The organism is Parasedimentitalea huanghaiensis (assembly GCF_009753675.1).
GTDB lineage: Bacteria > Pseudomonadota > Alphaproteobacteria > Rhodobacterales > Rhodobacteraceae > Parasedimentitalea > Parasedimentitalea huanghaiensis.
Genome location: NZ_WQLV01000004.1, coordinates 132,005 through 158,885, shown reverse-complemented (window position 1 = coordinate 158,885; position 26,881 = coordinate 132,005). Strand labels below are relative to the sequence as shown.

Below are 26,881 nucleotides of genomic sequence, written 5' to 3'. Positions count from 1 at the left end.
GCGCTCCCTCTATGCATGGTTGTTTTCAGTTTTGCGGACGTTACGCCGGCAGAATTGGCCCGTCAAACCCTGTAACGAAAATTCCCAAAGGAGGCTTGCAATTTTCTGAGGTTATGTTTCGATACGCGCAGTGACCGCCCAGGGGGAGTTGAGCGTTCCGAACACCGCGTTCAGTTGACGCCCCCCCTCTGTACGGGACGACCCTAAACCGCAGGGATTGCGGTAAAACCCGCGGCCAACAATGGTCCGGGATCAAGACACGTAAGTGTCCGACAAGGAGAGTGAAATGAAAATCAAAGCCCTATTGCTTGGCGCTATTGCAGGTACGGCTCTGGCCCCCGCAGCGTTTGCTGAGCGCGGCTCGGACGGCCACGTCAATATCATTTATTGGCAGGCCCCATCGATTCTAAACCCATATCTATCCAGCGGCACCAAAGACATCGAATCTGCTTCGCTGGTTGTTGAGCCTCTGGGTCGCTACGACCAAGATGGTGCTCTGGTTGCCTATCTGGCAGAAGAAATTCCAACCGTTGAAAACGGTGGTGTTTCTGAAGACCTGAAGTCCATCACCTGGAAACTGAAGTCCGGCCTTAAATGGTCTGACGGCAGCGATGTAACGTCAGCTGACGTCAAGTTCACCGCTGACTACTGCATGAACCCCGAAGGTGGCTGCGCGCAGCTGGCCAAATTCGAAGGTGTTGATTCGGTTGAAATCATCGATGATCTGACCGTGACTGTTACATTCGGTGAACCAAAGCCAAACCCATATGGTCCTTTCATGGGTGGCCAGTCGCCAATCATCCAGATGGCTCAGTTCGAAAACTGTACCGGTGCCAAGGCTCCTGAGTGTACAGAAGCCAACTTTGGCCCAATCGGCACAGGCCCGTTTGTTGTCACTGACTTCCGTCCAAATGACGTAATTTCGATGGTTGCTAACGACAACTACCGTGACGCGGCCAAACCAGCATTTGCATCTTTGACCTTCAAAGGTGGCGGTAGTGCTATGGCCTCCGGTCGTGCCGTTCTGGAAACAGGCGAATTTGACTATGCTTGGAACCTTCAGCTGGCACCCGATGTCCTAGCCAAGATGGCTGCAGGCGGTAAGGGTACACCGGTTTCCGCATTTGGTACGTTGGTTGAGCGTATCGAAATGAACTTGACCAACACGTCGCCAGACCTGCCAGAAGGCGAGCGCGGAACAGTCATGCACCCGCACCCATTCCTGACAGACCTCAATGTACGTAAAGCTCTGTCGATGGCTATCGACCGTGATCTGCTGGTCGAAATCGGTTATGGTCAGGCTGGTCGCCCAACCTGTAACCTAGTACCTGCTCCGCTGGCCTATGCTTCGGATAACACTGACTGCCTGGTTCAGGACATTGAAGGTGCCAAGGCACTGCTGGACGAAGCTGGCTATGTTGTTGGTTCCGACGGTGTCCGCGCGAAAGACGGTGTTCGTCTGTCCATGCTGTACCAAACTTCGACCAACGCCGTGCGTCAGGATTTCCAGGCTCTGATCAAACAGTGGTGGGAAGAAATTGGTGTTGAAACCGAACTGCGTAACATCAACGCATCGGTCTTCTTTGGTGGTGACCCAGGTTCGCCTGACACATTCCAGCGTTTCTACGCAGACGTTGAAATGTATGCCAACAACTTTGACGGCACCGACCCAGAAAGCTATCTGGCTCAGCACACTTGTGATAAGGCTCCCAAGCCAGAAACACAGTGGCAGGGTGAAAACATGAACCGTTACTGTGACCCATTGTATGATGAGCTGGTTGCAGAACTTGGCCGCACCGGTTCGCTCGCCAAGCGTGGCGAAATCGCCAAGAAACTGAACGACATGCTGACCAAAGAAAGCTATGTTGTTGTGCCATTGGTTGACCGTGGTCGTGTTTCGGCTCACGCCAACTCGCTCGGCGGCGTTGTTCTGAACACATGGGACAGCGAACTGTGGAACGTCGCGGACTGGTACCGCATCAAGTAAGAGGTTAGCGCCTCTGGAGGCCCCGGTGTTACACCGGGGCCTCTTGCCTTTCGCTGCCGGTAACGTATACGGCGCCTGCGACAGGAACCGAGGCACTTTCTCTGCTCCTAAAACTTAAGACGCATTCGCAAAGGCGCCCTACCTGATGCTGACCTTTACAATCCGGCGACTGATCCTGTCAGTGCCAACCCTTCTTTTTATCAGTCTGGTAATTTTCCTGCTGCTCGAGCTCGCCCCAGGCGATCCGATGGCCCAGGTCCCCCTGACTGTTCCCCCTGAAGTCAAAGAAAAAATGCGCGAGGCCCTGGGCCTTGGCCAACCGATGCACATCCGGTTCTGGAAGTGGCTGGTTCAGTTCTTCTGGATTGAACCTCAGGTGATGATCGACCATTTCTTTGGCACGACCTACGCCGTTGGCGACCTTCGCGTGATCTCTTGGCAGACCCGTTCGCCTGTGATGGACACCGTCGTTCAGCGTATCCCACAAACACTGTGGGTTGTTGGCACAGCTTACGTGGTCGGTATCCTGATCGCGCTGCCCATCGGCATCTACTCGGCCTATCGCCAGTATTCGGTGTTCGACCAATGCGGTACCTTTGTCACGATGATCGGCTTCTCGATCCCGCCATTCTTTACCGGGCCACTGCTGATTGTTGTGTTCTCGGTGCAGCTAGGCTGGTTCCCGTTTATCTATGATACCACCCATAGTGTGGATGACTGGGACAGCTTTTTGTACCAGCTCAGACAAATGATCTTGCCGGTGATGGTTCTGGCGCTGCAGACCACGGCTCAGATCAGCCGTTACATGCGTGCTTCGATGCTGGACAACCTGAACCAGGATTATGTCCGAACCGCACGGGCAAAGGGACTGAGTGAATCCGTTGTTGTCATGGTGCATGTGCTGCGCAACTCCATGATACCTGTGGTCACAGTGATTGCGCTGGGTATGCCTGCCATTTTTGGCGGCGCCATCATCACTGAACAGGTGTTCTCGGTCAATGGTATCGGCTCACAGCTGATCACCGCATTGTTTGCCAATGACCTGCCAACCGTTCAAACGCTGACCTTCATCTTTGCGATGCTGATCGTGTTCTTCAACCTGATTGCAGATATCCTCTACGGCCTGCTTGATCCGAGGATCCGCTATGACTGATCTGTCCAACCAGACCCCGCTTGCCCCACCACGCAGCCAATGGCTGAATGTTTGGGACCAATTGAAGAAACACAAAGGCGCACTGATGGGTGGGGGCTTTCTGATCTTCATCACCCTTGCCGTGTTGTTCGGCCCCTATATCTGGACGCTTGATCCGCAAAAGATCGACTATCGCGCCCGCGACTTCCGGCCAATATACCATGTGCTGTTTGATGCTGATGCGAAGACAGCTTGGGGTAATCCCCTGGGCACCGATCAGCTGGGTCGCGATGGGCTGGCCAACCTTTTGGCCGGTGGACGCACATCTATGGCTGTGGGATGGGCTGCAATGTTGCTGACCCTGTTTATTGGCACCATGGTCGGCGTCATTGCAGGGTTCTTCAAGAGACTGGACGGCCCGTTAATGCGACTGACCGACCTGTTCTTGTCGCTGCCAATTCTACCGCTGTTGCTGGTGGCTGTTACACTGTTCCGCCAACCTCTGCACTCTAACTTTGGCCCAGAGGGCGGCATGTTCATTCTGATTGTTGCCATCATTGGTATCACCAGCTGGATGCCAACCGCACGGATCGTACGTGGTGACGTTCTGGCACTGAAAGAACGCGAGTTTGTTCTGGCGGCCCGTTCAATCGGAACCCGCCCCGGTGCAATGATCTGGCGTCACTTGCTGCCCAACGTGATCTCACCGATCATGGTCTCTGCGACCCTTGGACTGGCCGCGGCAATCATCACCGAAAGTGCGCTCTCGTTCCTAGGTGTTGGTTTCCCATCTGACTTCCCTACATGGGGGAAGATGCTGGCAGATGCTGTGCAGCGGATGGAAGAATTCCCCGAGCGGGTCATGCTTCCAGGAATTGCAATCTCGCTGACAGTATTGAGTGTGAACTATCTGGGTGATGGCCTGCGTGACGCGCTCGATCCTCGCATTCGGGGACGCTAACTCAGCCGCGTCATCTCAAAAAAGAACATTACCAGCAGCCGCCCCTCATCGGGCGGCTGTTTGTATTTAGGAGCGCCGACATACAGAAGGAAATCTCACCCTCAGCCAAGGGTTTGGGAAATCCTCCCAACTCGCACCTGCAACGGATCGGTGTTGCAGGTTGTCAGGCCACTTCAAACCCTCCAATTGGGAAATAATTCTGTTTTCCACGTGGAGTTTGTGATGTTTGAGTCATTTGGGTTCGAAGACACCACCGCAAGAGAAGTGTCTGTTCTGTTTGCGCTGGGATTGGGGTTGCTTTTTGGCGCTCTGGCCCAACTGACCCGGTTCTGTTTTCGCCGTTCACTTGTTGGCCAAGACCGTCGCCAGGCTGCGGGTGTTTGGGCGCTTGCTCTTGCTGTTGCTGTCATTGGAACCCAAGCTGCCGTCGCACGGGAATGGATCAGCTTTGACAGTCATCGCTTGCTGGCATCAGATCTTCCAGTGCTGGCCATTGTGCTGGGTGGATTGATGTTTGGCGCAGGTATGATCCTGACCCGTGGCTGTGTGTCCCGACTGATGGTGCTAAGCGGCAGCGGCAACTTGCGTGCCGCCCTGGTGATCCTTGTCTTTGCAGTAGTGGCCCACGCCACGCTCAAAGGAGTGTTGGCGCCTGTTCGGGTGGCACTGGGATCTGTGACCCTAGATCTGGGCACAACCACTTCGCTGGCCGCTCTGCCCGGTGGCGCGCTGATCTGGAGCGGTGTGTTGGCAATCGCAGCTTTGGGTCTTGCACTGCGATCCGGTAACCGCCCGCTAGCTCTGATTGGAGCGGCTGTAATTGGACTGCTGGTGCCAGTGGGATGGATTGGCACCGGATTTGTTCTGTTTGATGAATTTGATCCTATAGCCATGGAAAGCCTGTCATTCACGTCCCCCACAGCAGAGACCCTTTTCTTTGGCATTGCTTCCAGCGCAATACCAGCCGGGTTTGGCACCGGGTTGGTAGGCGGCGTTTTACTGGGCGCATTGGCAGCAGCCCTACTAAGCGGAAGTTTTCAATGGCAGAGCTTTGAGAGCCCGCGTCAGACCGCCAGATATTTGTCCGGCGCGGCACTTATGGGGCTGGGTGGCGTACTGGCCGGAGGCTGTACTGTAGGTGCAGGCCTTGCCGGGATCCCAACCCTCAGCGTGGCTGCAGGTCTGGCACTGGTATCAATTGCGGTTGGTGGTGTTGCCACCAACCTGCTGATCAATGCAATTTCTTCCGGATCCGACGCACAGCCAACCAAACCAGCGCTACAACCGGCAGAGTGATGATCGCTGTAAGATTACCTTTGGTGAGGTCTAGCATGGATGCAATTGGATAGGCCGCATAGGAGACAAGCGACACGCCGTAGTAGCTAATAGCTACTACGGACAGTCCTTCAACCGTGGTCTGCAACCGCAGCGCCTGATCAGCGCGTCTGTCCATGCTTTCCAACAACGCCTGGTTCTGGGCGCTGCGCTCCACATCAACTCGGGTTCTGAACAGCTCCCCTGCCCGTCGCGCTCTGTCTGCAAGTGTCCCCAACCGCGCCTCGGTTGACTTCACAGTCCGCATCGCTGGCTCATAGCGGCGTAGCATGAAATCAGCAAAGGTCTGGTAGCCCTCAAAACGTTCCTCCCGGAGCATACTTATGCGTTGATTTACCAGGGCTTCGTAGGCGCCAGTGGCCGCAAAGCGAAACGCAGCCTGCGCCCCCATCGATTCCAGTTCAGCCGATATTGTCAAAAGCTGCGCCAGAGTTTGATCCGCGGACTCCTGCCCCGTGGTCATTTCCACCATCATCTCACTGAGATGCGTATCGAGACCACCAATCGAGGGCGACAGCCCGCGCGCGCGAGAAAAGCCAAGCATCGACATTGCCCTGTAAGTCTCAATCTCACACAGGCGCTGTACCACCCGGCCAATCCGGCTGGTGTCAGTGTCCTTGTTGGCAAACAATGCAAACCGCATGTGGCCTGCAGGATCAATTCGAAAATCGCCTGCAACCACTGTGCCGTCATCCAGAACGCTGGACACTGCCAGACTTTCCGGTACGAACCAATCTTGCAGCGCAGTCGAGAGAGACTGTGCTGCTGGTCTTGGCTCCACCCGAACAATCAGCGATGTCACCCTTTGACCGGGCGCCTGTTCCAGCCACTCTGTTGGAAACACTTCAAAATCAACCGGATCAAAAGCCCGCGCGCTAACCCCGGAGGAATAGACCATGTAGCCGACAAACTCGGTGTGCTGCTCCCATTTCAGGGTGTGACGACCAATCTGAGCCGAATGGTGGGTGGCACCGGGTTTTGGATGTGCAGCCCCGTGACGGTCCAGCAAGTCGATCAGGTGCTCCACATCTTTGGCCCGGTCCCGATGCACAGCCTCTACTGGTTGCTTAAAGGCAAGATACACAACCGTACTTGGGCTCGACATGTTCGGAAACGGCCGCGCGTGTAGCTCGTTTGCAAGTTGATAGCGCAGCGGGTGATCTTGAATCGGCGGCATCGTTGGCTCCTGATTGAACCCGCAGAATAGATGCAGCAATACAACCTGTAAAGAAACCTTTTATTTCAGAGCGTTACAGGAATACCGTCGTATACGTTACGGTCCATCACCGGGTTCGAATACTTCCTTGGCGGCGTTCAACCCATTGATGGCAGCTGGCATTCCACCATAAAGAGCCATCTGCCAGATCACTTCAATGATCTCTGTCTGACTGGCTCCCGCCGCCAGCGAATTCTTGATATTCACTTTGAGCTGCGGTGCGGTGTGCCCCCCCAATGCGGTTAGTGCAGCAATGGTGCACAGCTGACGGGTCTTCAGATCCACACCAGCGCGGGCATAATGCCGACCATAGCCGTACTCGACCAAAGTTTCCGCCATACCGGGCACAAGCGCATCATATCGATCCGCTAACAGTTGTTCCAACCCCGGATTCATATCGGCAAGCAGGTCCCGCCCCTTTTGCAATGCGTCAGACATCAGTCATTTCCTCTTCCAGCTTTTGATAAATCTCGACCTTACGGTCCATGAGCGCCAGAACATCGGTGAGCTGTTCCAGTTGTGCCCGGATCACTTCGCGGTGCTCCTCAAGCATCTGGCGGCGTTGTGGTACTGTTGTCACGCCTGCCGCCCGTAGACGGGCATATCGAATGCGGTCCGCTTGTTTCATTCCAGTAGCATTCAACTGGCTAAGAAACCGGATCCAATTTGGGGCCTCAGGAGGATAATCCCTGTGCCCAGCCCCGTCGCGCGGCGGCGGGTCAATCAGCCCAATTTTCTCGTAGAACCGTAGAGTGTCTATGCTCAGGCCACTTTGCGCTGACAGGTTGGAAATCTTCATGACTATGCTCGCTCCGGTTTCGATTCGGGTTGAGCATAGATGCTGGAGTGCACTCCAGCTCAAGCTAAATTTTTAGAGGCAGAATTGGAGCTCTGCCCCGGGGCTCAAGCCCCTCCCCGGGATATTTTCAGCTAGATGAAGAGCGGAAAAGAAAAAGGCGCCCCGAAGGAGCGCCTCTATTTGGTCATGATCGCCGACTACTGGATCATGGTCAGAAGCTGATCCAGGCTGGCCTTGGCATCACCATAGAACATCCGGGTATTTTCCTTGAAAAACAGCGGGTTTTCGATGCCGGAATACCCGGTTCCCTGACCACGCTTCGACACGAACACCTGTTTCGCCTTCCAGCATTCCAGCACCGGCATACCAGCGATGGGGCTGTTGGGGTCTTCTTGTGCGGCTGGGTTCACGATGTCGTTGGAGCCAATCACGATAGCAACATCCGTTTCCGGGAAGTCGTCGTTGATCTCGTCCATTTCCATCACGATGTCATAGGGCACCTTGGCCTCGGCCAGCAGCACATTCATGTGACCAGGCAAACGACCGGCAACGGGGTGGATCGCAAACCGCACTTCTTTGCCCTTGGCGCGCAAACGGCGGGTCAGTTCAGCCACGTTCTGCTGTGCCTGTGCCACCGCCATGCCGTAACCAGGGATGATCACGATGCTGTCGGCCTCTTCCAACGCGGTTGAAACACCCTCTGCATCGATTGCGATTTGCTCGCCTTCGACCTCCATCTGCGGGCCGGCTGTACCGCCAAAACCGCCAAGGATCACGCTAACGAATGAACGGTTCATCGCCTTACACATGATGTAGGACAAGATCGCCCCGGACGAACCAACCAGCGCCCCAACCACAATCAACAGGTCATTGCCAAGGCTGAAACCAATTGCCGCAGCCGCCCAGCCGGAATAGCTGTTCAGCATCGACACAACCACCGGCATGTCCGCACCACCGATACCCATGATCAGGTGATAGCCAATGAACAATGCAGCCAGTGTCATCAGCGCCAGAGGCAGGAAACCACCTGTGTTGAAGTACCAGATCAGGCACAGGAACGACAAACCAGCCGCGCCAGCGTTCAACATATGACCACCGGGCAGTTTTGTTGCAGCCGAGCCAACTTTACCCGCCAGTTTGCCGTAGGCCACAACCGAACCAGTAAAGGTGACCGCGCCGATGAAGATCCCAAGGAACACTTCGACCTTCAGGATGGACAGCTCAACCGGTGACTTATGTGCCAACAGGGCTGCAAAACCCTCCAGCCCCTCGCGGGCTTCGTGGCTCATGGCCAGAACATTGCCCATTTCGATATGCGCGTTGAAGCCAACAAAGACCGCCGCCAAACCAACCAGCGAGTGCATCGCAGCAACCAGTTGCGGCATTTCAGTCATCTGCACCCGCTGTGCGACCACATAACCGATGGTACCGCCGCCAGCGATCAACAGCAGTGACAGCAGCCACAGGCCCTGACCGGGGCCAACCAGCGTTGCAAACACCGCCAGCGCCATGCTGACAATACCGTACCAAACCGCGCGTTTGGCGCTTTCTTGTCCGGACAGACCGCCCAGTGACAAGATGAACAGAACAGCCGCAACAACATAGGCGGCAATAGTGAAGCCAAATTCCATAACCTCAGCCCCCTTATGATTTCTGGAACATGGCAAGCATGCGCCGAGTTACGAGGAAGCCGCCAAAAATGTTGATCCCGGCCATAAAGATGGACAGTGACGCCAGCAAAATCACCAGGAAGGAACCGGATCCTATCTGCATCAGCGCGCCCAAAATGATGATCGACGAGATCGCATTGGTCACCGCCATCAGCGGGGTGTGCAGTGAATGCGCCACGCCCCAGATCACCTGGAAGCCAACAAAACAGGCCAGCACAAAAACGATAAAGTGCTGCATGAAGCTGGGCGGAGCAACCGTGCCAACCAGTAACATCAGCGCCGCACCAACACCCAACAAGGTGACCTGCTGTTTGGTGGCCGCCTTAAAGGCCGCCACTTCAGCTGCACGTTTTTCTTCCGGCGTCAGCTCGGGCACGGTTTCCTTGGGTTTGGCCGCAATCGCTTGAATTTTAGGTGGTGGCGGCGGGAAGGTGATCTCTTTTTCAAAGGTCACGGTCGCGCCACGGATCACATCATCTTCCATGTCGTGATTGATCTGACCATCCTTTTCAGGGGTCAGGTCGGTCATCATATGACGAATATTGGTCGCATATAGGGTCGATGACTGTGCTGCCATACGTGATGGGAAGTCGGTGTAGCCGATGATGGTGACACCATTATCGGTGACAATCTTCTCGTCCATCACTGTCAGCTTACAGTTGCCGCCCTTCTCTGCTGCCAGATCGACGATCACCGAGCCTGGTTTCATCGCTGCAACCATGTCTTCGGTCCACAGCTCTGGAGCTTCGCGGTTGGGGATTAGCGCCGTGGTGATGACAATGTCCACCTCAGGTGCCAGCTCGCGGAACTTGGCCAACTGTGCCTCTCGGAACTCAGGGCTGGAAACAGCGGCATAGCCTCCGGTCGCCGCACCATCGGCCTGGTCTTCCTCAAAGTCGAGATAGACAAACTCGGCGCCCATCGATTCAACTTGTTCGGCCACTTCGGGCCGCACATCAAAGGCCAGCGTTATCGCCCCCAACGAGGTCGAGGTCCCGATGGCGGCCAGACCAGCAACGCCCGCGCCCACAACCAGAACCTTGGCTGGCGGTACTTTACCAGCAGCAGTGATCTGACCGGTAAAAAAACGACCAAAGTTGTTACCCGCCTCGATTACCGCACGGTAACCGGCAATATTGGCCATAGAACTTAGCGCATCCATTTTCTGAGCGCGCGAAATACGTGGCACCATTTCCATGGCGATCACATTGGCACCCTTGGACTTGGCCAGCTCCATGCCCTCGGTATTGCCCGCAGGGTTAAAGAACGAAATCAGGGTTTTACCCTTGGTCATCCGCTTCAGTTCAACATCGGTAGGTTGACGTACCTTGGCAACGATATCCGCCGATTTCCACAGCGCAGCTGGGGTTTTGATGATTTCAACCCCGGCATCTACATAGGTCGCGTCCGAAAACCCGGCGGCAGCCCCTGCCCCGGTTTCAATGGCGCAGTCATAACCTAGTTTTTGTAACTGACGCGCTGAATCTGGCGTCATCGCCACGCGTGCCTCACCTTTAAAAATCTCTTTTGGTGTACCTATCTTCACCGTATCGGTCCCCCTCGGCTTGGCCGTGCCCGCACCCATCAGGTACGGATCGCAATGATTTTCTCTACCCTGCGCAAGATAATTGCGCAAGCACTTCGCTGCAGTGCCGCAACTTATCCGCTGCAGCGCCGCAAATAGGCTACGCCCAACGGCGTGTCTTTTGTTCGTAACGGCCCCAATCCGCCCGGAATTCACGCCGCATCCTGCCCTCTTCTGGGATGACAAAACGTTTTTCGAGTATCCAGACAAACACCGGAATCAATGGTAATGACACCACCGCATCAAAACGCAGAATGAGCCCGGCCAGGATCAGGACATCCCCCAGATAGATCGGATTGCGTGACCGGCTAAAAATACCGGACTGCACCAATTGGCTGGGGGTTTTATGTGGGATTACGGTGGTGCCGTGCCGACGCATTTCATAGATGGCGAGCAGGGTCAGGAGTATCCCACCTCCCACCAGAAGGCCGCCCAGAAAGTCAGACCAAGCGCCACCAAAGCTAAGGTCGAAAGAATACCAGCTTGCTTGGGTCCAGGCCACGACAACCGCGCCAAACAGCCACACCGGTGGCAAATCCAATTTGCGCATCAGGTTGGACTCCGCATCGGCCAATTTTCGCGATTTTTGGTCATTGCAGGTCCGACTTCCCTCAATTTGTCAATAGAACCAGCATCTCAAGAAGCCAGAGCTTTGAAAAGGACAATATGTCCAGCACCCCGAAAGCGACGAATCTATTTCGGGATGCGGCATGATCCTGCACAGATAATCAGCAATGCCTACGTATACTTTGGCATGCAATCATCCCAATTGCGTGAGCGTCACTCCCATTCCATCTCTTCGTAGACCCGGCCAGCGTTTTTGGTCGCCAGCTCTTCGAAAGTATCAAGAGACTTCCACTGCTCTTGATCCACGTAATAGGCCTTAGCCAGATCACCACCATCTTCGATATGGGCCCCGACCTTGGCGCGTAGGTCCACAAGGTAATCCAGCGTATATCGGCGCACCTGCGCCAAATTGGTCGGGTGGCCGTGACCGGGAACGATGTAAGTGGGGTTCAGTGGCTCCAGCTTCTCCGTCCAGGTCTCAATCCAGCAGCTGGTGCAGGTGTGCGGAAACACTGGCAGCATGCGCTCATGAAAGGCGATATCGCCAGCCAGCATGATGTCCCACTCAGGGATCCAAACCTGGACATCGCCGGGATCATGCGCCGGACCAAGGTGCAGGACCTGAATTTCGACCCCTCCCAGACTAATTTCATACTTATCTTCAAATGTCAGGTTGGCGTGCTCAACCCGGGTGTCCCCAGCCCCATCTGGGTTGTAGCCATGCATCCGTTGCAGAATGAAATCACCATTCTCCTTGGTTTCAGCAACCGCATCTACATGGGCCAACACATCGACCCCCAAATCACGCCAATACCCGTTGCCCAGCATCGCGTGCCCTTGGCCATTCTCGTTGATCACCAGTACGACTGGTCTGTCAGTTACCACCTTAATCTCATCGTGCAGCGCGGCAGCCAATCGATCCGACGCCCCCGAATTCACCACAACCACCCCTTCGTCGGTCACGATGAACGACAAATTATTGTTGTGACCTGCGTTGGCCGCACCCGGAGGGGCCGTGGCGCCAATCGCAGAAAACACATGCGGGATCACCTCTACCGGTTTTGAGTACAGCTCGGACGTCGGGTATTGATCGGCTATGTCTTCGCTGGCCAATGCAGCGCCACCGACAAGAAAGGCCACGACGGCGATGGAGGTAATAGTTTTCATGGAAATCTCCCTGTTTCGTCGACACATTCACAGAAGTGAATGGGTATGTAAATGCCCCACATTTGTGACGGTACGACCCACTTGCCATCTCCCTCCCTCTGGCTAGGGTCTTGGCAAAGGAGATCGAGATATGACATTGGACGGAAAACACGCATTGGTCACTGGCGGCGGCACTGGGATCGGCCTAGCTATTGCTCGGGCGTTAGCAGCTCAGGGCGCTCAAGTCACCATCACCGGACGCCGGGCCAATGTTTTGGAGAAAGTGGCCAACAACGGATTGCATGCGGTGCAAATGGATGTGGCCAGTGAAGATTCGGTGGTTGAAGGCGTCGCAAAGGCAATCGAAGCCCGTGGCCCTGTGCAGATCTGCGTCCCCAATGCTGGAATTGCCGAAGGCCGCGCTCTGCACAAGACCGATATGGAGTTTTGGCGCACCATGATGGCGATCAATGTCGATGGCTGTTTCCTGACCATCCGTGAATGCCTGAAGTCGATGCATGGTACCGATTGGGGACGGGTTATTGCGATTTCCTCAATTGCCGGACTAAAGGGACTGAAGGGCGCAAGCTGTTACTCCGCAACCAAGCATGCGATGATCGGCATGATCAAGGCGCTGGCGGCTGATCATCTGGGCAAACCCTACACCTTCAATGCCCTCTGCCCGGCCTATGTGGACACCAACATTGTGCCACAGAACATCGAAAGCATCATGAAACGTACTGGCATGAACGAAGAACAGGCAATGGAAGTCATGGTCGGCGCTAATCCTCATGGCCGTCTGATCGCCCCCAAAGAGGTCGCCGATGCTGCTCTGTTCCTGTGCAGCCCTCATTCCGGTTCGGTAAATGGTCAGGCCATTCAGATCTCGGGCGGAGAAATGTGATGGATCGCGCAACTTTCAACACGTTTTGCGCCGCAATGCCCGCCACCAGCCATGTGGTGCAGTGGGGCAATTCGGATGTGTGGAAGGTCGGCCCTAAGGTCTTTGCCATCTGTGGCTGGGCCGAGGGGCGCGACGCCTTCACCTTCAAGGTAACCGAGATCGCCTATGAAGTTCTGCAAGAGCAACCCGGCATTCGTCCAGCCCCTTATTTGGCCTCGCGTGGGATGAAATGGTTGCAGCACTATGACCTGCCGGGCCTATCTGATGCTGAATTGCAGCGCCATATCGAGATTTCCTATGATTTGGTCGCCGCAGGTCTGTCCAAGAAGAAGCGCGTTGAGTTGGGCATTCCCGAGCCAAGCTCGATCTAAACTTTCAACAGCGGCTAAGCCTCTTCTTTTACTCGGACATCAACCGGTTTGATCAGGGTTGCCAAGTACGTGCGGGTATCTTGATCCCAGTCAGCGGGGTCTTCACCATGTGCAAACTCGGCATGCAGTTCGATCAGCTTCCAAACCTCAACTTCGGACGCTGCCACAATACTTGCTGGACAAGCTTCCATTCCTTCGCAATCCCGGCAAGCATAAGTAAACGCATTAGACATAGTTGACCTCCATCAATTACCTATCACCAATTAGGGCCGGAACCCTCTTTGGCGAGCTATTTCACCAGATGGGTTTTGGCTCGATTTCCAAGTGTCTGATTAAAGGCATCCGACTCCTGTGATTTGCAGAAGCACAATCATTCCGCGCAGGGCGTATCTTAATTTGAGCAAGGGCGCGTCCCCATTCTAAATATCTGCATTCCAAATATTGATAACTGCTGCCAGAAATCTTCGCTAGACAGGCCCGGTCCACCCGAGTAGAGATGCTTTAAGCTTGAAATACTTAACCCACCGAGGCCCCCATGACCGACTTTGCCGCCACCAAAGCCATGTTCCACTTGCCAGAGGGTGTTATCTACCTGGACGGCAACTCACTAGGCCCCCTTCCCCGTGCCGCCACCGAAACAGTCGGTAAGATGATGCAGGATGAATGGGGTGAAATGCTGATCACCGGCTGGAACAAGGCTGGATGGATGGCCAAATCAACCATCATGGGAGATCGCATTGGCCGCTTGATCGGTGCTGAACCGGGCCATGTGGTGATGGGTGATACTTTGTCGATCAAGGTCTATCAGGCCGTTGCTTCAGCTCTGGACCTGAACCCCAGCCGTCGTGTGGTGCTGTCGGACAACGGCAACTTCCCCACTGATCTGTATATGGCGGACGGACTTCTTCGCTCTCTTGGTGACGATTACGAACTACGAGTGGTTGATCCCGAGGCCGTCGCGGACAATCTGACTGATGATGTCGCCGTGCTGATGCTCACAGAAGTCGATTACCGAACAGGCCGGATGCACGACATGAAGGCGCTGACTGAACAGGCGCAGGCCAAGGGCATCATGACCGTCTGGGATCTAGCCCATTCGGCCGGCGCTGTGCCCGTAGATCTGGCCGGCTGCAACGCAGATTTTGCCATTGGCTGCACCTATAAATACTTGAATGGCGGTCCCGGTGCGCCTGCCTTTATCTATGTCTCCCCACGCCACATTGATCAGGTCCGCCCAGCCCTGTCTGGTTGGCTGGGACACGAATCTCCCTTTGCCTTTGATCTCGACTATCGCCCCGGCGCCGGGATCGAACGTATGCGCGTTGGCACCCCGCCAGTCTTGCAGCTGACCGCACTGGAAACGGCGTTGGACATTTGGGACATGGCCGACATGGAGACTGCACGCGCTAAATCAATCGAACTGTGCGACCTGTTCATCAGTGAAGTTGAGGCCCAATGCCCAGAGCTAACTTTGGCCAGCCCACGCGAAGGTAGCCAGCGCGGCAGTCAGGTCTCGTTTCGCTTCCACGAAGGCTATGCAGCTATGCAGGCGATCATCGCTCGTGGTGTTATTGGCGACTTCCGCGCCCCTGACATCATGCGGTTCGGCTTTACTCCACTCTATATCGACGAGGCTGACGTGCGTGCCGCCGTCGCCATCATGGCCGATGTCATGACCAACAAGCTGTGGGATAAGCCAGAGTATAAAGTCCGCTCTAAGGTGACATGAGTGTCAGCACTCGGACATATCATCGCGGTGATGCGGAAACACTGTTCGAGATCTTTGTCGAGGCTATCCATGATGGAGCCTCGGCCCACTACACTGATGCCCAACTTCATGCTTGGGCGCCTTCGCAGGACATGCCAGACAGCTGGCCCTACACAATGGCCAAGCTTGAAACCTGGGTTGCCGAGGCCAAGGGGGAAATCGCTGGTTTCATGTGCGCTACCCCTCAGGGCTACATCGACCTTGCCTACGTGCGCCCCTGCTGGATGGGTCGCTCTGTGGCGCAAACTCTCTATGACGTCATCCTTAAACGGGCGCGCAACACAGATCTGACGCGGATGACGACCCATGCCAGCCTGATGGCGCGGCCCTTCTTTGCCCGTCAGGGCTGGCAGGTCGATGAAATGGAAATAGTTGACAGAAACGGCGAACAGCTCAAACGCTTCGCCATGTCACTGACGTTGGGAGCCCCCCATGACACAACCTTATGACCCGTCCAAAGACGGCGCTGAAATGAACTTCAAAGACCGCATGTCTTATGGCGACTACCTGTCGCTCGACAGTCTGTTGAATGCTCAAAACACTTGGACCGATACCCATGATGAAATGTTGTTCATCATCCAGCACCAGACATCCGAGCTGTGGATGCGGCTGGCCATTCACGAGACAAACGCCGCACGCGCTTGCTTGTTGGATGGAAAGACCCGGCAAGCCTTCAAAATGCTGTCTCGCCTCTCGCGGATTTTTGAACAGCTGAATTCGGCTTGGGACGTGCTACGCACCATGACGCCGTCTGACTACACTGCCTTTCGCGATGCACTGGGGCAAAGCTCGGGTTTTCAATCGCATCAGTATCGCCAGATCGAATTCATGCTCGGCAACCGCAATCAGGCAATGCTGAAACCGCACAGCCATCGTCCCGAACTGGTTGCGCTGCTTGAAGACGAGCTGGCACAGCCGTCAATGTATGACGTCGCCCTGCGCGCGCTGTCGCAAAGTTTTCCTCTGCCGGATGAAGTGTTGAACCGTCCACTTTCCGAAACCCACCAACCTCATCCAGCTGTTCAAGCTGCATGGAGCGAAGTTTATCGTGATACAGAAACCCATTGGGAACTGTATGAACTGGCCGAAAAGCTGGTCGACCTAGAGGACTATTTCCGCCGCTGGCGCTTCAATCACGTTACCACGGTAGAACGTGTCATCGGCTTCAAACGTGGCACCGGCGGGACTGGTGGGGTTAGTTACCTGAAACGGATGCTCGCTGTGGAGTTGTTCCCCGAACTCTGGCACCTGCGGACCGAGCTGTAAGAACGTTCAATCCGGCTGCAATGCAGCCCCAAACAATGCCGCCAGCTGCGCCACACCCGTGGCATAGCTGGCGTAATCCTGCGAGGTATGTTTGATCCCTTTCATGGCCGAGCAGAATACCCGTGCGACCTCCTCCACATCACCGGGCAGTGTAATATGCCCAGCGTCTGCCTCGGCGCGCAGCCAGTGGGCATAGACCTCGCGCAGCGCCAGCTCACCTGTCGCAATGGCCTCACCCGCAGCACTCATTCCAGCCTCGAACAGTTCCAAACCATGCGGCGAATCCATCATCGCCTTCATCGCTGGCCCACCCTGCGCCTCAAAGGCTGCATGCAGGCGGTCTGACAAGGTGCCACCAGATGCCAAAGCGTCCGCCACCTTATCCAGCGCCAGACCATAGTGGCCCTCCACCAACCCGGCAAAAATTGCTTCTTTGTTGCGGTAACTCAGGTAAAGCGCAGGTCGGGACATGCCTGCGCGGCGTGCAATGTCATCCATCGACGTCTTGCGAAACCCATAGGTGGAAAAGGCCTCCCATGCGGATTCCAGGATCGCTTGTTGCTTCGGGTCGTTACTTGCCTTGATCATAAATCCGCTTCTGACACTTTCACCAAATTTTGTCAATTGACATCCTGACATTTCATGACCATTTTGTCAGAAAGCCGCACAGCAGAAAGATTTAAGCCATGTCGACCACCCTTCGTATCAATGGAAAAACTCATCAGGTTGATCTGCCCGACGACGTCCCACTGCTGTGGGTTCTGCGCGATGAGGTTGGGTTGACTGGCACAAAATATGGCTGCGGTGTTGCCGCCTGTGGAGCTTGCACCGTTCATATCAACGGCGAAGCAGTCCGTTCTTGCCAAACAACACTTGCAGACGTTGATGGTGAGATCACCACCATCGAAGGTCTCGGCACACCCAAAGCCATGTCAATAATTCAACAAGCCTGGGTCGATCATCAGGTTGCCCAATGCGGATACTGCCAGTCCGGTCAGATCATGCAAGCCGCCAACTTGCTGGCTGACAATCCAACTCCCTCGGATGCGGACATCGAAGAGGTCATGCAGGGAAATCTGTGTCGCTGCGGCACCTACCCCCGTATCCGCGCGGCCATTCATAGCGCCGCCCAAAAAATGCAGGAGGCTTGATCCATGGCCAGCATTGGTAAAATTGCCCGCCGTACCTTCCTCATCGGATCCGCTGCCATCGTCGGCGGGGTCGCCTTTGGTGCCTACTACGTCAGCCGCCCGGCCCCCAACCCGTTGAAACCGGGTGAAGGCGAGGCCGCACTCAATCCTTTTGTTCTTATCGACCAAAAGGGCGTCACCCTCTTTGCCCCCCGCGCCGAAATGGGCCAAGGAGTCAAAACCACCTGGGCCGCGCTGATTGCCGAAGAGCTGGATGTCGAGCTCGAAGATGTGCGCGTTCTACACGGCCCCGCCGCCAGGGCCTATTACAACAGCGCCTTCATGGCCGACGCCCTGCCCAATCGCGGCTATGACGTCAGTGATTTCCAGCACTCCATAGGGGAAGTTCTGGGGGTTCTGGGAAGAACCCTGAACATGCAAGGGACTGGCGGCTCCACCTCTATGAAGGACGGTTTCACCCGTATGCGCCAAGCCGGGGCAACCGCGCGCGAAACCCTGAAACAGGCCGCCGCCAACCATCTGGATATACCGCGCGAACAGTTGAAAACCGCCAAAGGCATGGTTCAGGCCCCCGATGGCACCACGCTGAGCTATTCAGAGCTGGCACTGGAGGCTGCCAAGCTTAATCCAGTTGAAGCAGATCTGCGCCCTCGCAGCGAGTGGCGTCTGCTGGGCAAAACCCAGCCGCGTGTTGATATGGTCGAGAAGGCCACAGGCACCGCCGAGTTTGGCATTGATGTGCGCCAACCGGGGATGAAGTTTGCCTCGGTTCGTATGAACCCACGACTAGGCGCAGGCATGAACGGTTTTGACGCCACCGAAGCGCAATCCATGCCCGGCGTTGAGAAAATTGTCGACATGGGCGACGGGGTCGCCGTGGTTGCCAACAACACTTGGCTGGCCATGCAAGCGGTCGAAGCGATCGAAGTAGATTGGCAAGAGGCCCCTTATCCCCCAGAAACCGATCAGGTCTTTGCCCGTATCGCCGAAGCTTTTGACGACGAAGCGAACTCGACCATGCGCGATGATGGAGATGTTGATCAACTGCCCGAAGGTGCAGTTGAACTGACCGCCGAGTATCAACTCCCTTATCTGGCCCATGCAACCATGGAGCCGATGAATGCCACCGCATTGTTTGAAGGCGACAAACTGACCCTTTGGTGTGGCAACCAGATGCCCACAATACATCAATGGAAATGCGCCGCCGAAGCCGGGTTAGAAAGTGAACAGGTCGAGGTTCACACGACTTACCTTGGCGGTGGTTTTGGCCGCAGGGTCGAGTTGGATTTTTCAATCCTGGCAACACGGCTGGCAAAAGAGATGCCCGGAGTACCCGTGCAACTCACTTGGTCGCGTGAAGAAGACATGCGCCATGACTTCTATCGACCTGGCGCTATTGGGCGAATGCGTGGCGCTGTCAAGGATGGCGCAGCAGTGCTGTTGGACGGCAAGGTAGCTGCTGCCTCGCCTGTGGCGCAGGTCATGGACCGGATTGCAGGCCTGCCCGCCGGTGGACCCGACAAAGTCCACGTCGAAGGCTTCTTCAACCCGCCTTACGCCATCCCAAACTTCCGTATGAGCGGCCACCTCAGTGACATATCAATCCCAGTTGGGTTTTGGCGTTCCGTCGGCAACTCCTTCAATGGCTTCTTTGTTGAAAGCTTCATCGATGAAATGGCCCACAAGGCAGGTACTGACCCGATGGAATTCCGTCTGGCTCTCGCGCGTCAGGAATGGGCACCAGCTGCCGGAGTACTAGAGGCAGTCAAAGAAATGTCCAACTGGACCGGCCAGACACCCGATGGTGTAGGCCGAGGGGTGGCAATGTGCTACAGTTTCGGCACCCCGGTCGCCCAAGTGATCGAGGTCTTCGATGACGACGGCAACATTCGCCTCAACAAGGCCTGGATCGCTTGCGACATGGGCTTGGCGCTGGATCCAGAAACGGTCAAAGCGCAGATGTCCGGCGGTATGGTTTACGGGCTTTCAGCCGCCCTTTTTGGCGAGATCACCTTTGCCAACGGCGAGGTAGAACAGGGCAATTTCCCTGATTATGACGCCCTTAGGATGAGCACTATGCCCCATACCGAAGTTCGGGTGTTGGAAACCCAAAAACATATGGGGGGTGCAGGTGAACCCGGCACACCACCAGCGGCTCCAGCCTTGGCCAATGCTATCTTTGATCTGACGGGCAGACGCGCACGCCGCCTACCTTTGATGCATGACTTCAATATCTGGACCTAAAGTTCAGACTTCCATTAATCCGATCAGCCCGCCAACACTGGGCGGGCTGATTTTATTTGCACTGTCCGTCGACCGTTCAACACAGATATCTGCACAGCCGTCATTCAAACTTCAATTGTGGCATCAATTTGGCAACCCGCCGCAATATCGCCATAATGCGCACAAAGTTCAGCCATTTCCGACCTTTATCATGGTTACCAAATCCCTAAAGCCGTCAATCGGCAGTGATGAATTGAGGACGAGCCATGCCAAGCGGATATCTGGTATCTTTAGGCGCAGACAATGCACTGGGCGCTGATGACGTCATCGGCGGAGCATGGACCGGCTTCACCACAGACACTGATCTGGGATCTGGACAGTGGATTTTTACCGGCATTGATGGCGGAACCAATTACACCGACACACAGGAACCAGGTCAATATCATCTGGCTACCAACGGCAATATCTACTTCATTCCACAGTTTGGCGAAGTGGACACCCTGACCAACGCTGATGTGGTCACTGCACCTACCTATCCGGTTGTACCCGACCATCAAGTCGATGGCAGCGCGGGCGCTGATGTGATCGACAGCAGTTATACTGACAGTGATGGCGACAGCATTGATGAAACCACCAACAATGCGGATTTGGTTTACGGCAATGGTGGTTCCGACGACATAAGCAGCGGTAGCGGCGACGACTGGATTTACGGCGGTTCAGGCAACGACACAGTAGATGGCGGTAGTGGTAACGATGTCATCTATGGCGACGAAAGCACCGCTGGCACCGAATCTCTAAACTGGGATGCACAAGGTAGCGACGAACAAGATGTGAGTGATGGGTTCACTCAGACAACAGGTCACATTGATGTCTCCGTAAGCTTTGCCAATGATGGCAATAACACCCCACAGTTTTCTCTCGAAACCAGCGACACCATCTATGTAGCGGGCGGTGAAGACTTCAACGACAACTCTTCGCTTTACCTTTACGGCAACGGCGACGACGCAACATCGACCACGTCGATCAACTTTGCAGCTAATGGCAACTCAGATGTCAGTAACGAAGTGGAAAACGTTGTTTTTCGCATCAGTGACATCGATTTTGGATCTGGCAACCACCGCGATATTGTGACGGTCAACGCCTACGATGCGGACGGGAACCCTGTTTCGGTCACACTGACAGTGAGTGACAATGGCTCCAATACCGATGTGGTGAGCGGAAACACCATCACAGCCGGAAGCGATGGCGAAAACGCTGGTGATGCTACAGGTTCAGCCTTGGTCGAAATTGACGGCCCCGTTTCAAACATCGAAATAATCTACTCAAACCAGCTCGGCGGAACGCAGGCGATCTGGGTTAGTGATGTGTTCTTCGACACGATCCCCAACCCGCCCGGCGATGACCAACTGAATGGTGGGCTGGGGAATGACACCATCTATGGCCAGGATGGCAATGACATTATTACCGGCGGCGCAGGCGACGACCTGCTGGATGGTGGCCAGGGCAATGACACCTTGAACGTCGCCCAGGGCGATAGAGCCTTGGGAGGTGATGGAGATGATCTGTTCATCCTGACCGATCAAGGCGAAGCCGGTAGTGGCGATGTGACCATCACTGGTGGCGAGGGAGATGAGACCAGCGGCGATACTCTGAACCTGAACGGGCAAGCGGACCTGTCGACATTAAATCTAACCACCAACATCCCCGGTGAACTGGCTGGCACGGTCGAGCTGTTCGATGGTTCAGTTGTTACTTTTTCCAACATCGAAAACATCATCTGCTTCACACCAGGTACGCTGATTGACACGGCGCAGGGTCCCCGCCCCATTGAAGCGCTGAAAGCTGGTGATCTGATCGTTACCCGCGACCATGGGCTACAGCCGCTGCGTTGGATCGGTAGCCGAACAGTTGCGGCAACCGGTGATTTTGCTCCCATTGAGGTTTCACCACTGCTGCTGCCCGACGCCACCGCACCGCTCTTGGTTTCGCCACAACACCGGCTTTTATGGAGTGGGCCCCGTGCGCAAATGCTATTTGGCACAGATGAGGTTCTGGTCGCGGCGCGCCACCTGCTGTCAAACCCTGCTGTTACCCGCCGCATTGGCGGCTCTGTAACCTACATGCACGTGATGCTGGACCAACATCAGGTCATCTATGCAAATGGCGCCGCAACCGAAAGCTTCTACCCCGGTGATCAGGCCATCGGAGCACTGAGTGATGCTGGTCGTGATGAAATGCTCACATTGTTCCCAGAGCTACGCAGCCATGCAGGCGCACTGGGGGACACTGCCCGGCTATGTCTGAAAGCCCACGAAGGCATATTGCTGGCTGCCTAAAGCAGAAACGCCGCAACCCGTGGGTTGCGGCGTAAAATCTCATCAAAAACAAAAGACTCGGATCAGCCGTACATCACTCGGGCTTGCGAGAATGACAGCAATTGGCGGCTCTTCTCGTCCCACAGGTGCAGCCGGGCACAGGCAAGGCTTTCACGGATAGACATCTTGTTGCTTTCGGCCAGCACAGCATGGTCGCGCAGCACTTCCGTCAGGCGATAAAACGGGATCCGGCTGTACAGGTGGTGCACATGGTGAATGCCGATATTGGCGCTGAACCATTGGAGCACAGCCGGAAGCACATAGTGCGAGCTGCCATGCAGCGCGGCGTCGTGAAGCTGCCAGTTCTCATCCTGTTCCCAGCGGGTATCTTCGAACTGATGTTGAACATAGAACAACCACATTCCAGCTGTCGCAGCGAGCAAAGTCGACGGAACAAAAATCAGGAATACCGCTGCGAAGCCACCAAAGTACCAGATCACCAGCAAGGCAGCGACAATCGCGATATTGGTGCCCATCGCACTAGCCCAGTATCTAACACTATTCATCAAGCCCAAAGGCACCCGGTTCTGAACAAAGAACAAATAGCTGGGACCAAAGCCAAACAATGTGATTGGGTTGCGGTACAGCCGGTACATAAACCGGTCAAAACCGTTCAGCTCTTTATACTCAGCAACAGTCAGGGTATGGATATCGCCCATGCCCCGTTTGCCCAGGTTTCCAGACGCACTGTGATGGGCCGAATGCGTCCGGCGCCAAACATCATAGGGGGTCAAGGTCAGTACACCGATAAAACGTCCGACCCAGTCACTGACAAAACGGTTTTTAAAGAATGACCCGTGGCCACAATCGTGTTGGATAGTGAACAAACGCAACAGAAACAGGGCATTAACACAAGAAATCGCCAGGGTCAGCCAATAGCTTATCGACATCGACCACCATGCCAAAGCCCAGAGCGAGACAAACGGGCCAACAGTAACGCTCAGCTCAAATGCGCTCCGCCATTGGTTTGGTTCGCGATATTTGGCCAAAGTTTTAACCCAATCGCGCGCTGACAGCGTGCCGGGTTTTGTCCGGGATTGATCAATGGATTGGGTCATGCGCCTGCTTTTTGTCGTTGCTAGGGGACCGGATAAACTACCAGAGCCGCATAGCAAGTAAAATTTGAGCGAAAACAGGCGTTCCGGCAGCCCTTCGCTGACTAAAGGTCACACTTTGCCCAGTCAATTGTCGAAAACTGCGGCGCGCGCCCACAGCTCTCAACAGAATTTATGTCTGTGCCTGCCTACCCACATAGAAGTCGACCAGATAGATTCTTGCCCCATTTCCTGCTATACTGACCAGAGGGAGAGGCAAAATGAATCGTCGGCTCGCGGCTATCCTGTTTTACGATGTTGTCGGTTACAGCCGGGCAATGGGGCAGGATGAAACAGCAACGCTCACCGCCCTCAAACAAACCTATTCACAAATCATCCAGCCGCTCGCCGATTACCACCAAGGGCGCATGATTAAGGTCATGGGGGATGGTGGTTTTATGGAGTTCACCAGCGCAGTTGACGCGGTGCACTTTGCCATCTGTATGCAGCATGCCATCGGCTTGGCCAACCCTCATCAAGTTGAGGGTCAGCGACTGAGTTATCGTATCGGAATAAACATTGGCGATGTAATTGCTGATGGCGACGATCTGTACGGAGATGGCGTAAACATCGCCGCTAGGCTGGAGGCCCTAGCTGATCCCGGTGGCATCTGCGTGCACCAATCTGTCCGAGAACAGATCCGTGGTAAGCTCCACCTCGACTTCCACGACCTAGGCGAAGTGGACGTGAAGAACATCGAAAAACCAGTCCGCGCATCCAGCGTTGAGTTCAACCATTTAGCTGCTGTTGTTGCAGCTCTTCCAGCCGAACACCAAACACAGGCACCAAAGGCATCCATTCGTTGGCGAACTGCCGCTGGTCTGGTAGCCGGATTGTTCATTCTTGGTGGGTCTGGATGGTGGCAGATTTCTGTCCCCGGCCCAGCGCCTACCGAAATTGAACGCACAGCTCTCCCCTTGCCAGACAAACCTTCACTGGCGGTTCTACCCTTTGCAAACTTATCCAACGATCCCAACCAAGAGGGCTTTGCCGATGGCCTGACCGAAGACCTGATCACGGATCTGTCGCGGATCTCTGGCCTGTTCGTCGTCGCGCGCAATTCCACATTCGTCTACAAAGGCCAATCGGTGAACATTCCCCTCGTAGCCGAGGAACTGGGAGTACAATACGTACTCGAAGGCAGTGCCCGGCGTTCGGGTGATCAGGTGCGTGTGAACGCCCAGTTGATAGATGCCGCCACCGGCGGTCATATCTGGGCCGAACGTTACGATGGCGATGTTACCGATATATTCAAGGTCCAAGACGCCTTCATCCGAAAAATTGCCAAGGCGCTGGCGATCAATCTGACTATGGAGGAAGAACAAGAAATCGCACTCGGCCAGACCTCCGATATTGAGGCCCGCGAGGTTTTTCAAACCGGTTGGGAGAGTTTTCTTGAATACTCAGCCGAAGACAACGCTAGCGCGGTTGATCAGTTCAAAAAAGCTCTTGAAATCGACCCTGACTATGGTCGCGCCCATGCTGCTCTTAGCTTGGCCTACTTGCGCGGCTGCCAGCTGCGGTGGAATAAACCGCTGGGCCTCAGTGCAGGCGAAGCCAATGCCTATGCTATACGGTCACTCGCCGAGACCACGGAACGCCCCTCTTCCCTGGCTAATGTGGCTGCATCCGGGGTTAATCTATACAACAACCGCTATGAGATCGCCAAAATCGATGCGACCCGCGCGATCACACAGGATCCCAACGACCCCGAAGCCTATATCGCGATGGCCTGGTCTATGGTCACCACCGGTCAGCCAGAGCTTGGGTTGGAATTGATCGACCGGGCCATGCGGCTGAACCCAACCTATCCCAGCTATTATGTTTTCGCCCAAGCGATGGCCCACTATTCTATGGGAGATCTCGAACAAACCGCAATGGTTCTGGAGGCAGCACTGGAGCGTGACCCCAAGGCCGAGGCGCTAGCGATCATCGCCGCAGCAACCTATGCCCGCCTGCAGCGCTTCGACGAGGCTCATGCCGCTCTGAAATTGGCGGCCCCTGAAGCCGACCAAGCCGCGCTGGGGGCAATCGCCTATATTTATCATTTCCCGTTTGAATGGGAGCAAAGGCCCGAAATGGTCGCCAGTGTTATCGATGGTCTTCACCTCGCGGCGCTTCCTCCGGATAAGCCGATCGAATATTTACTAGGCCGCCTGCAAACAGGAGATACGTCTAAACGTCGAGGTGCGGCGTTGATATTGGGGCTTCCTGGCCTCGACGCGGCAGACACTGTTCCGCTGTTGATCACCGCCTTGTCTGACGAAAGCAAAGCTGTCCAGGGCCAAGCTGCGGTTTCGCTAGGCAAAATTGGCCCTGCCGCCGCAAGCGCACTGCCAGCATTAGCCGCGCTGAAAGAAGTACCTATTGTGGGCCGAAAGGCGCAAAAAGCAATCGTTGCGATCTCAGGTAGCGCGCAGCCCTAACGCGGATCCATCTGGATGCTTCTTCAATCGCATATTTACGCAGTTCGCAGCGCCCCTTGTGGCCTCTCCCCAGCGGCCCAGGCATACACAGCCTTGCCAAACGCCTGAAACAATGGGCGTGAGACCGGGTCATTTGCAGCATCCCATTCAGGGTGCCATTGCACCGCCAGTGTGAAACCCGGTGCATCTTTGACATAGGTTGCTTCGGGCGTGCCATCGTTAGCATAGCCATCTACCACGATGCGTGATCCAGGGGTTTTGATACCCTGCCCGTGCAGCGTGTTGGTCATGACCTCGCGCGCGCCCAACAATTGGTGAAACACACCACCGTCAGACATCTCAACCACATGGCGCAGGGCAAATTTTTCTTCCAGCGTTCCATCCGGTGGCATTCGATGGTTCATCCTCCCCGGCAGATCGCGGATCTCCGGGTACAGGGTTCCTCCCATGGCCACATTGACTTCCTGAAACCCACGGCAGATGCCCAGAAACGGTAGCCCGCGTTCGACACAGGCCCGCACAAGCGGCAATGCAATTGCATCACGCGCCCGGTCAAAAGCACCATGTGCGGCGGTCTCAGCTTCACCATATTCCTGCGGATGTACGTTCGGCCGCCCACCTGTCAGCAGAAAGCCGTCAAAAGTTTCCAGCAGTTCCTCGACTGATAAGAACCGTGGATCCGACGGAATCAATAACGGCATACATCCCGCCACCTCTGCCACCGCCTCAGAGTTCATGGTCCCCCCTGCATGGGCTGGATACTGATCATTGATCAGGTAAGTGTTGCCAATAATACCAACCCGGGGACGTGTCATGAGCCTACTCGTATCTAATTAAGTCGTTCAACGGTATCCATCCCCCTTCAAACACGCAACCATGCAACGGGGCGCAACCACATGTTCATG

At 55.3% G+C, this 26,881-nt stretch carries 24 protein-coding genes; 13 read left to right on the top strand and 11 right to left on the bottom strand.

Going from position 1 to position 26,881, the window contains the following annotated elements; translation table 11 throughout:
- The first annotated feature begins 286 nt into the window (after positions 1-286).
- The 4 genes from GO984_RS08385 (at position 287) to GO984_RS08370 (ending at position 5,376) form a co-directional block, all read left to right on the top strand.
- A complete protein-coding gene (locus GO984_RS08385) occupies positions 287-1,987 on the top strand; it encodes a peptide ABC transporter substrate-binding protein (protein ID WP_157022091.1) in 1,701 nt (566 codons plus the stop codon).
- 145 nt (positions 1,988-2,132) lie between these two features.
- Positions 2,133-3,140 (top strand): ABC transporter permease, encoded by a 1,008-nt coding sequence (locus tag GO984_RS08380; protein WP_138161798.1) that lies wholly within the window; start codon positions 2,133-2,135, stop codon positions 3,138-3,140.
- Positions 3,133-4,080, top strand: a complete 948-nt coding sequence (locus tag GO984_RS08375) for an ABC transporter permease (protein WP_157022090.1) — start codon at positions 3,133-3,135, stop codon at positions 4,078-4,080. Before GO984_RS08380 ends, GO984_RS08375 begins: the two co-directional genes overlap by 8 nt.
- A gap of 222 nt (positions 4,081-4,302) precedes the next feature.
- Entirely contained in the window at positions 4,303-5,376 is a 1,074-nt protein-coding gene (locus GO984_RS08370) for a YeeE/YedE family protein (RefSeq protein ID WP_157022089.1), read from the top strand.
- On the opposite strand, the gene GO984_RS08365 is transcribed toward GO984_RS08370, so the two are convergent.
- The 7 genes from GO984_RS08365 to GO984_RS08335 form a co-directional block, all read right to left on the bottom strand.
- Positions 5,312-6,592, bottom strand: coding sequence for a DUF3422 family protein (locus GO984_RS08365; RefSeq protein ID WP_157022088.1), 1,281 nt, complete (start codon positions 6,590-6,592; stop codon positions 5,312-5,314). The two genes, GO984_RS08370 and GO984_RS08365, sit on opposite strands and share 65 nt — an antisense overlap.
- 96 nt (positions 6,593-6,688) lie before the next feature.
- A complete protein-coding gene (locus GO984_RS08360; protein WP_157022087.1) occupies positions 6,689-7,069 on the bottom strand; it encodes a carboxymuconolactone decarboxylase family protein in 381 nt (126 codons plus the stop codon).
- A complete protein-coding gene (locus tag GO984_RS08355) occupies positions 7,062-7,430 on the bottom strand; it encodes a MerR family transcriptional regulator (RefSeq protein WP_157022086.1) in 369 nt (122 codons plus the stop codon). The genes GO984_RS08360 and GO984_RS08355 overlap by 8 nt, the downstream gene beginning before the upstream one ends.
- A 197-nt stretch (positions 7,431-7,627) precedes the next feature.
- The gene (locus GO984_RS08350) at positions 7,628-9,061 is read right to left on the bottom strand and encodes an NAD(P)(+) transhydrogenase (Re/Si-specific) subunit beta (RefSeq protein WP_157022085.1); all 1,434 of its coding nucleotides are present in this window, start codon (positions 9,059-9,061) and stop codon (positions 7,628-7,630) included.
- A gap of 13 nt (positions 9,062-9,074) precedes the next feature.
- Entirely contained in the window at positions 9,075-10,646 is a 1,572-nt protein-coding gene (locus tag GO984_RS08345) for a Re/Si-specific NAD(P)(+) transhydrogenase subunit alpha (protein ID WP_167740276.1), read from the bottom strand.
- Positions 10,647-10,785: 139 nt separating this feature from the next.
- Positions 10,786-11,235 carry a methyltransferase family protein gene (locus GO984_RS08340; RefSeq protein ID WP_157022083.1) on the bottom strand — a complete coding sequence of 150 codons (450 nt, stop codon included), beginning with the start codon at positions 11,233-11,235 and terminating at the stop codon, positions 10,786-10,788.
- Between the two features lie 230 nt (positions 11,236-11,465).
- Positions 11,466-12,419, bottom strand: a complete 954-nt coding sequence (locus GO984_RS08335; RefSeq protein ID WP_157022082.1) for an MBL fold metallo-hydrolase — start codon at positions 12,417-12,419, stop codon at positions 11,466-11,468.
- A 130-nt stretch (positions 12,420-12,549) separates the two neighbouring features.
- Between GO984_RS08335 and GO984_RS08330 the strand changes: the two genes are divergently transcribed.
- Both GO984_RS08330 and GO984_RS08325 read left to right on the top strand, forming a co-directional pair.
- Positions 12,550-13,302: an SDR family NAD(P)-dependent oxidoreductase gene (locus GO984_RS08330; protein WP_157022081.1), complete on the top strand. Its 753-nt coding sequence runs from the start codon at positions 12,550-12,552 to the stop codon at positions 13,300-13,302.
- Positions 13,302-13,673: an MmcQ/YjbR family DNA-binding protein gene (locus tag GO984_RS08325; protein ID WP_157022080.1), complete on the top strand. Its 372-nt coding sequence runs from the start codon at positions 13,302-13,304 to the stop codon at positions 13,671-13,673. Before GO984_RS08330 ends, GO984_RS08325 begins: the two co-directional genes overlap by 1 nt.
- A 14-nt stretch (positions 13,674-13,687) precedes the next feature.
- Here GO984_RS08325 and GO984_RS08320 read toward each other — a convergent pair whose 3' ends face one another.
- Positions 13,688-13,906, bottom strand: a complete 219-nt coding sequence (locus GO984_RS08320; protein WP_138161810.1) for a DUF1059 domain-containing protein — start codon at positions 13,904-13,906, stop codon at positions 13,688-13,690.
- A gap of 302 nt (positions 13,907-14,208) precedes the next feature.
- On the opposite strand from GO984_RS08320, the gene kynU reads away from it, so the two are divergent.
- From kynU to kynA, 3 genes are read left to right on the top strand one after another with little or no spacing between them, the layout of a single operon-like run.
- A complete protein-coding gene (gene kynU / locus GO984_RS08315) occupies positions 14,209-15,402 on the top strand; it encodes a kynureninase (protein ID WP_157022079.1) in 1,194 nt (397 codons plus the stop codon).
- Positions 15,399-15,890, top strand: coding sequence for a GNAT family N-acetyltransferase (locus tag GO984_RS08310; protein ID WP_157022078.1), 492 nt, complete (start codon positions 15,399-15,401; stop codon positions 15,888-15,890). Before kynU ends, GO984_RS08310 begins: the two co-directional genes overlap by 4 nt.
- Positions 15,874-16,707: a tryptophan 2,3-dioxygenase gene (gene kynA / locus GO984_RS08305; protein WP_157022077.1), complete on the top strand. Its 834-nt coding sequence runs from the start codon at positions 15,874-15,876 to the stop codon at positions 16,705-16,707. The genes GO984_RS08310 and kynA overlap by 17 nt, the downstream gene beginning before the upstream one ends.
- A gap of 6 nt (positions 16,708-16,713) precedes the next feature.
- Here the strand turns inward: kynA and GO984_RS08300 are convergent, their stop codons facing one another.
- Complete coding sequence (locus GO984_RS08300) at positions 16,714-17,295, bottom strand: TetR/AcrR family transcriptional regulator (RefSeq protein WP_157022076.1); 582 nt, start codon at positions 17,293-17,295, stop codon at positions 16,714-16,716.
- 98 nt (positions 17,296-17,393) lie between these two features.
- On the opposite strand from GO984_RS08300, the gene GO984_RS08295 reads away from it, so the two are divergent.
- The 3 genes from GO984_RS08295 to GO984_RS08285 all read left to right on the top strand — a co-directional run bounded on the left by GO984_RS08295 (position 17,394) and on the right by GO984_RS08285 (position 22,417).
- The gene (locus GO984_RS08295; protein WP_157022075.1) at positions 17,394-17,858 is read left to right on the top strand and encodes a (2Fe-2S)-binding protein; all 465 of its coding nucleotides are present in this window, start codon (positions 17,394-17,396) and stop codon (positions 17,856-17,858) included.
- 3 nt (positions 17,859-17,861) lie between these two features.
- Positions 17,862-20,102, top strand: coding sequence for a xanthine dehydrogenase family protein molybdopterin-binding subunit (locus GO984_RS08290; protein ID WP_157022074.1), 2,241 nt, complete (start codon positions 17,862-17,864; stop codon positions 20,100-20,102).
- Between the two features lie 245 nt (positions 20,103-20,347).
- Positions 20,348-22,417: a Hint domain-containing protein gene (locus GO984_RS08285; RefSeq protein WP_157022073.1), complete on the top strand. Its 2,070-nt coding sequence runs from the start codon at positions 20,348-20,350 to the stop codon at positions 22,415-22,417.
- A gap of 62 nt (positions 22,418-22,479) precedes the next feature.
- Here the strand turns inward: GO984_RS08285 and GO984_RS08280 are convergent, their stop codons facing one another.
- Entirely contained in the window at positions 22,480-23,514 is a 1,035-nt protein-coding gene (locus GO984_RS08280; RefSeq protein WP_157022072.1) for a fatty acid desaturase, read from the bottom strand.
- 257 nt (positions 23,515-23,771) lie between these two features.
- On the opposite strand from GO984_RS08280, the gene GO984_RS08275 reads away from it, so the two are divergent.
- The gene (locus GO984_RS08275; RefSeq protein WP_157022071.1) at positions 23,772-25,976 is read left to right on the top strand and encodes an adenylate/guanylate cyclase domain-containing protein; all 2,205 of its coding nucleotides are present in this window, start codon (positions 23,772-23,774) and stop codon (positions 25,974-25,976) included.
- Between the two features lie 35 nt (positions 25,977-26,011).
- Here the strand turns inward: GO984_RS08275 and GO984_RS08270 are convergent, their stop codons facing one another.
- Positions 26,012-26,791 carry a gamma-glutamyl-gamma-aminobutyrate hydrolase family protein gene (locus GO984_RS08270; RefSeq protein ID WP_157022070.1) on the bottom strand — a complete coding sequence of 260 codons (780 nt, stop codon included), beginning with the start codon at positions 26,789-26,791 and terminating at the stop codon, positions 26,012-26,014.
- Positions 26,792-26,881 lie beyond the last annotated feature (90 nt).

Excerpts from the sequence above, each read along its gene's own strand:
- GO984_RS08385 (WP_157022091.1), top strand. The coding sequence starts at position 287 with ATGAAAATCAAAGCCCTATTGCTTGGCGCTATTGCAGGTACGGCTCTG.
- GO984_RS08380 (WP_138161798.1), top strand. The coding sequence starts at position 2,133 with ATGCTGACCTTTACAATCCGGCGACTGATCCTGTCAGTGCCAACCCTT.
- GO984_RS08375 (WP_157022090.1), top strand. The coding sequence starts at position 3,133 with ATGACTGATCTGTCCAACCAGACCCCGCTTGCCCCACCACGCAGCCAA.
- GO984_RS08370 (WP_157022089.1), top strand. The coding sequence starts at position 4,303 with ATGTTTGAGTCATTTGGGTTCGAAGACACCACCGCAAGAGAAGTGTCT.
- GO984_RS08365 (WP_157022088.1), bottom strand. The coding sequence starts at position 6,592 with ATGCCGCCGATTCAAGATCACCCGCTGCGCTATCAACTTGCAAACGAG.
- GO984_RS08360 (WP_157022087.1), bottom strand. The coding sequence starts at position 7,069 with ATGTCTGACGCATTGCAAAAGGGGCGGGACCTGCTTGCCGATATGAAT.
- GO984_RS08355 (WP_157022086.1), bottom strand. The coding sequence starts at position 7,430 with ATGAAGATTTCCAACCTGTCAGCGCAAAGTGGCCTGAGCATAGACACT.
- GO984_RS08350 (WP_157022085.1), bottom strand. The coding sequence starts at position 9,061 with ATGGAATTTGGCTTCACTATTGCCGCCTATGTTGTTGCGGCTGTTCTG.
- GO984_RS08340 (WP_157022083.1), bottom strand. The coding sequence starts at position 11,235 with ATGCGCAAATTGGATTTGCCACCGGTGTGGCTGTTTGGCGCGGTTGTC.
- GO984_RS08335 (WP_157022082.1), bottom strand. The coding sequence starts at position 12,419 with ATGAAAACTATTACCTCCATCGCCGTCGTGGCCTTTCTTGTCGGTGGC.
- GO984_RS08330 (WP_157022081.1), top strand. The coding sequence starts at position 12,550 with ATGACATTGGACGGAAAACACGCATTGGTCACTGGCGGCGGCACTGGG.
- GO984_RS08325 (WP_157022080.1), top strand. The coding sequence starts at position 13,302 with ATGGATCGCGCAACTTTCAACACGTTTTGCGCCGCAATGCCCGCCACC.
- GO984_RS08320 (WP_138161810.1), bottom strand. The coding sequence starts at position 13,906 with ATGTCTAATGCGTTTACTTATGCTTGCCGGGATTGCGAAGGAATGGAA.
- kynU (WP_157022079.1), top strand. The coding sequence starts at position 14,209 with ATGACCGACTTTGCCGCCACCAAAGCCATGTTCCACTTGCCAGAGGGT.
- GO984_RS08310 (WP_157022078.1), top strand. The coding sequence starts at position 15,399 with ATGAGTGTCAGCACTCGGACATATCATCGCGGTGATGCGGAAACACTG.
- kynA (WP_157022077.1), top strand. The coding sequence starts at position 15,874 with ATGACACAACCTTATGACCCGTCCAAAGACGGCGCTGAAATGAACTTC.
- GO984_RS08300 (WP_157022076.1), bottom strand. The coding sequence starts at position 17,295 with ATGATCAAGGCAAGTAACGACCCGAAGCAACAAGCGATCCTGGAATCC.
- GO984_RS08295 (WP_157022075.1), top strand. The coding sequence starts at position 17,394 with ATGTCGACCACCCTTCGTATCAATGGAAAAACTCATCAGGTTGATCTG.
- GO984_RS08290 (WP_157022074.1), top strand. The coding sequence starts at position 17,862 with ATGGCCAGCATTGGTAAAATTGCCCGCCGTACCTTCCTCATCGGATCC.
- GO984_RS08285 (WP_157022073.1), top strand. The coding sequence starts at position 20,348 with ATGCCAAGCGGATATCTGGTATCTTTAGGCGCAGACAATGCACTGGGC.
- GO984_RS08280 (WP_157022072.1), bottom strand. The coding sequence starts at position 23,514 with ATGACCCAATCCATTGATCAATCCCGGACAAAACCCGGCACGCTGTCA.
- GO984_RS08275 (WP_157022071.1), top strand. The coding sequence starts at position 23,772 with ATGAATCGTCGGCTCGCGGCTATCCTGTTTTACGATGTTGTCGGTTAC.
- GO984_RS08270 (WP_157022070.1), bottom strand. The coding sequence starts at position 26,791 with ATGACACGTCCCCGGGTTGGTATTATTGGCAACACTTACCTGATCAAT.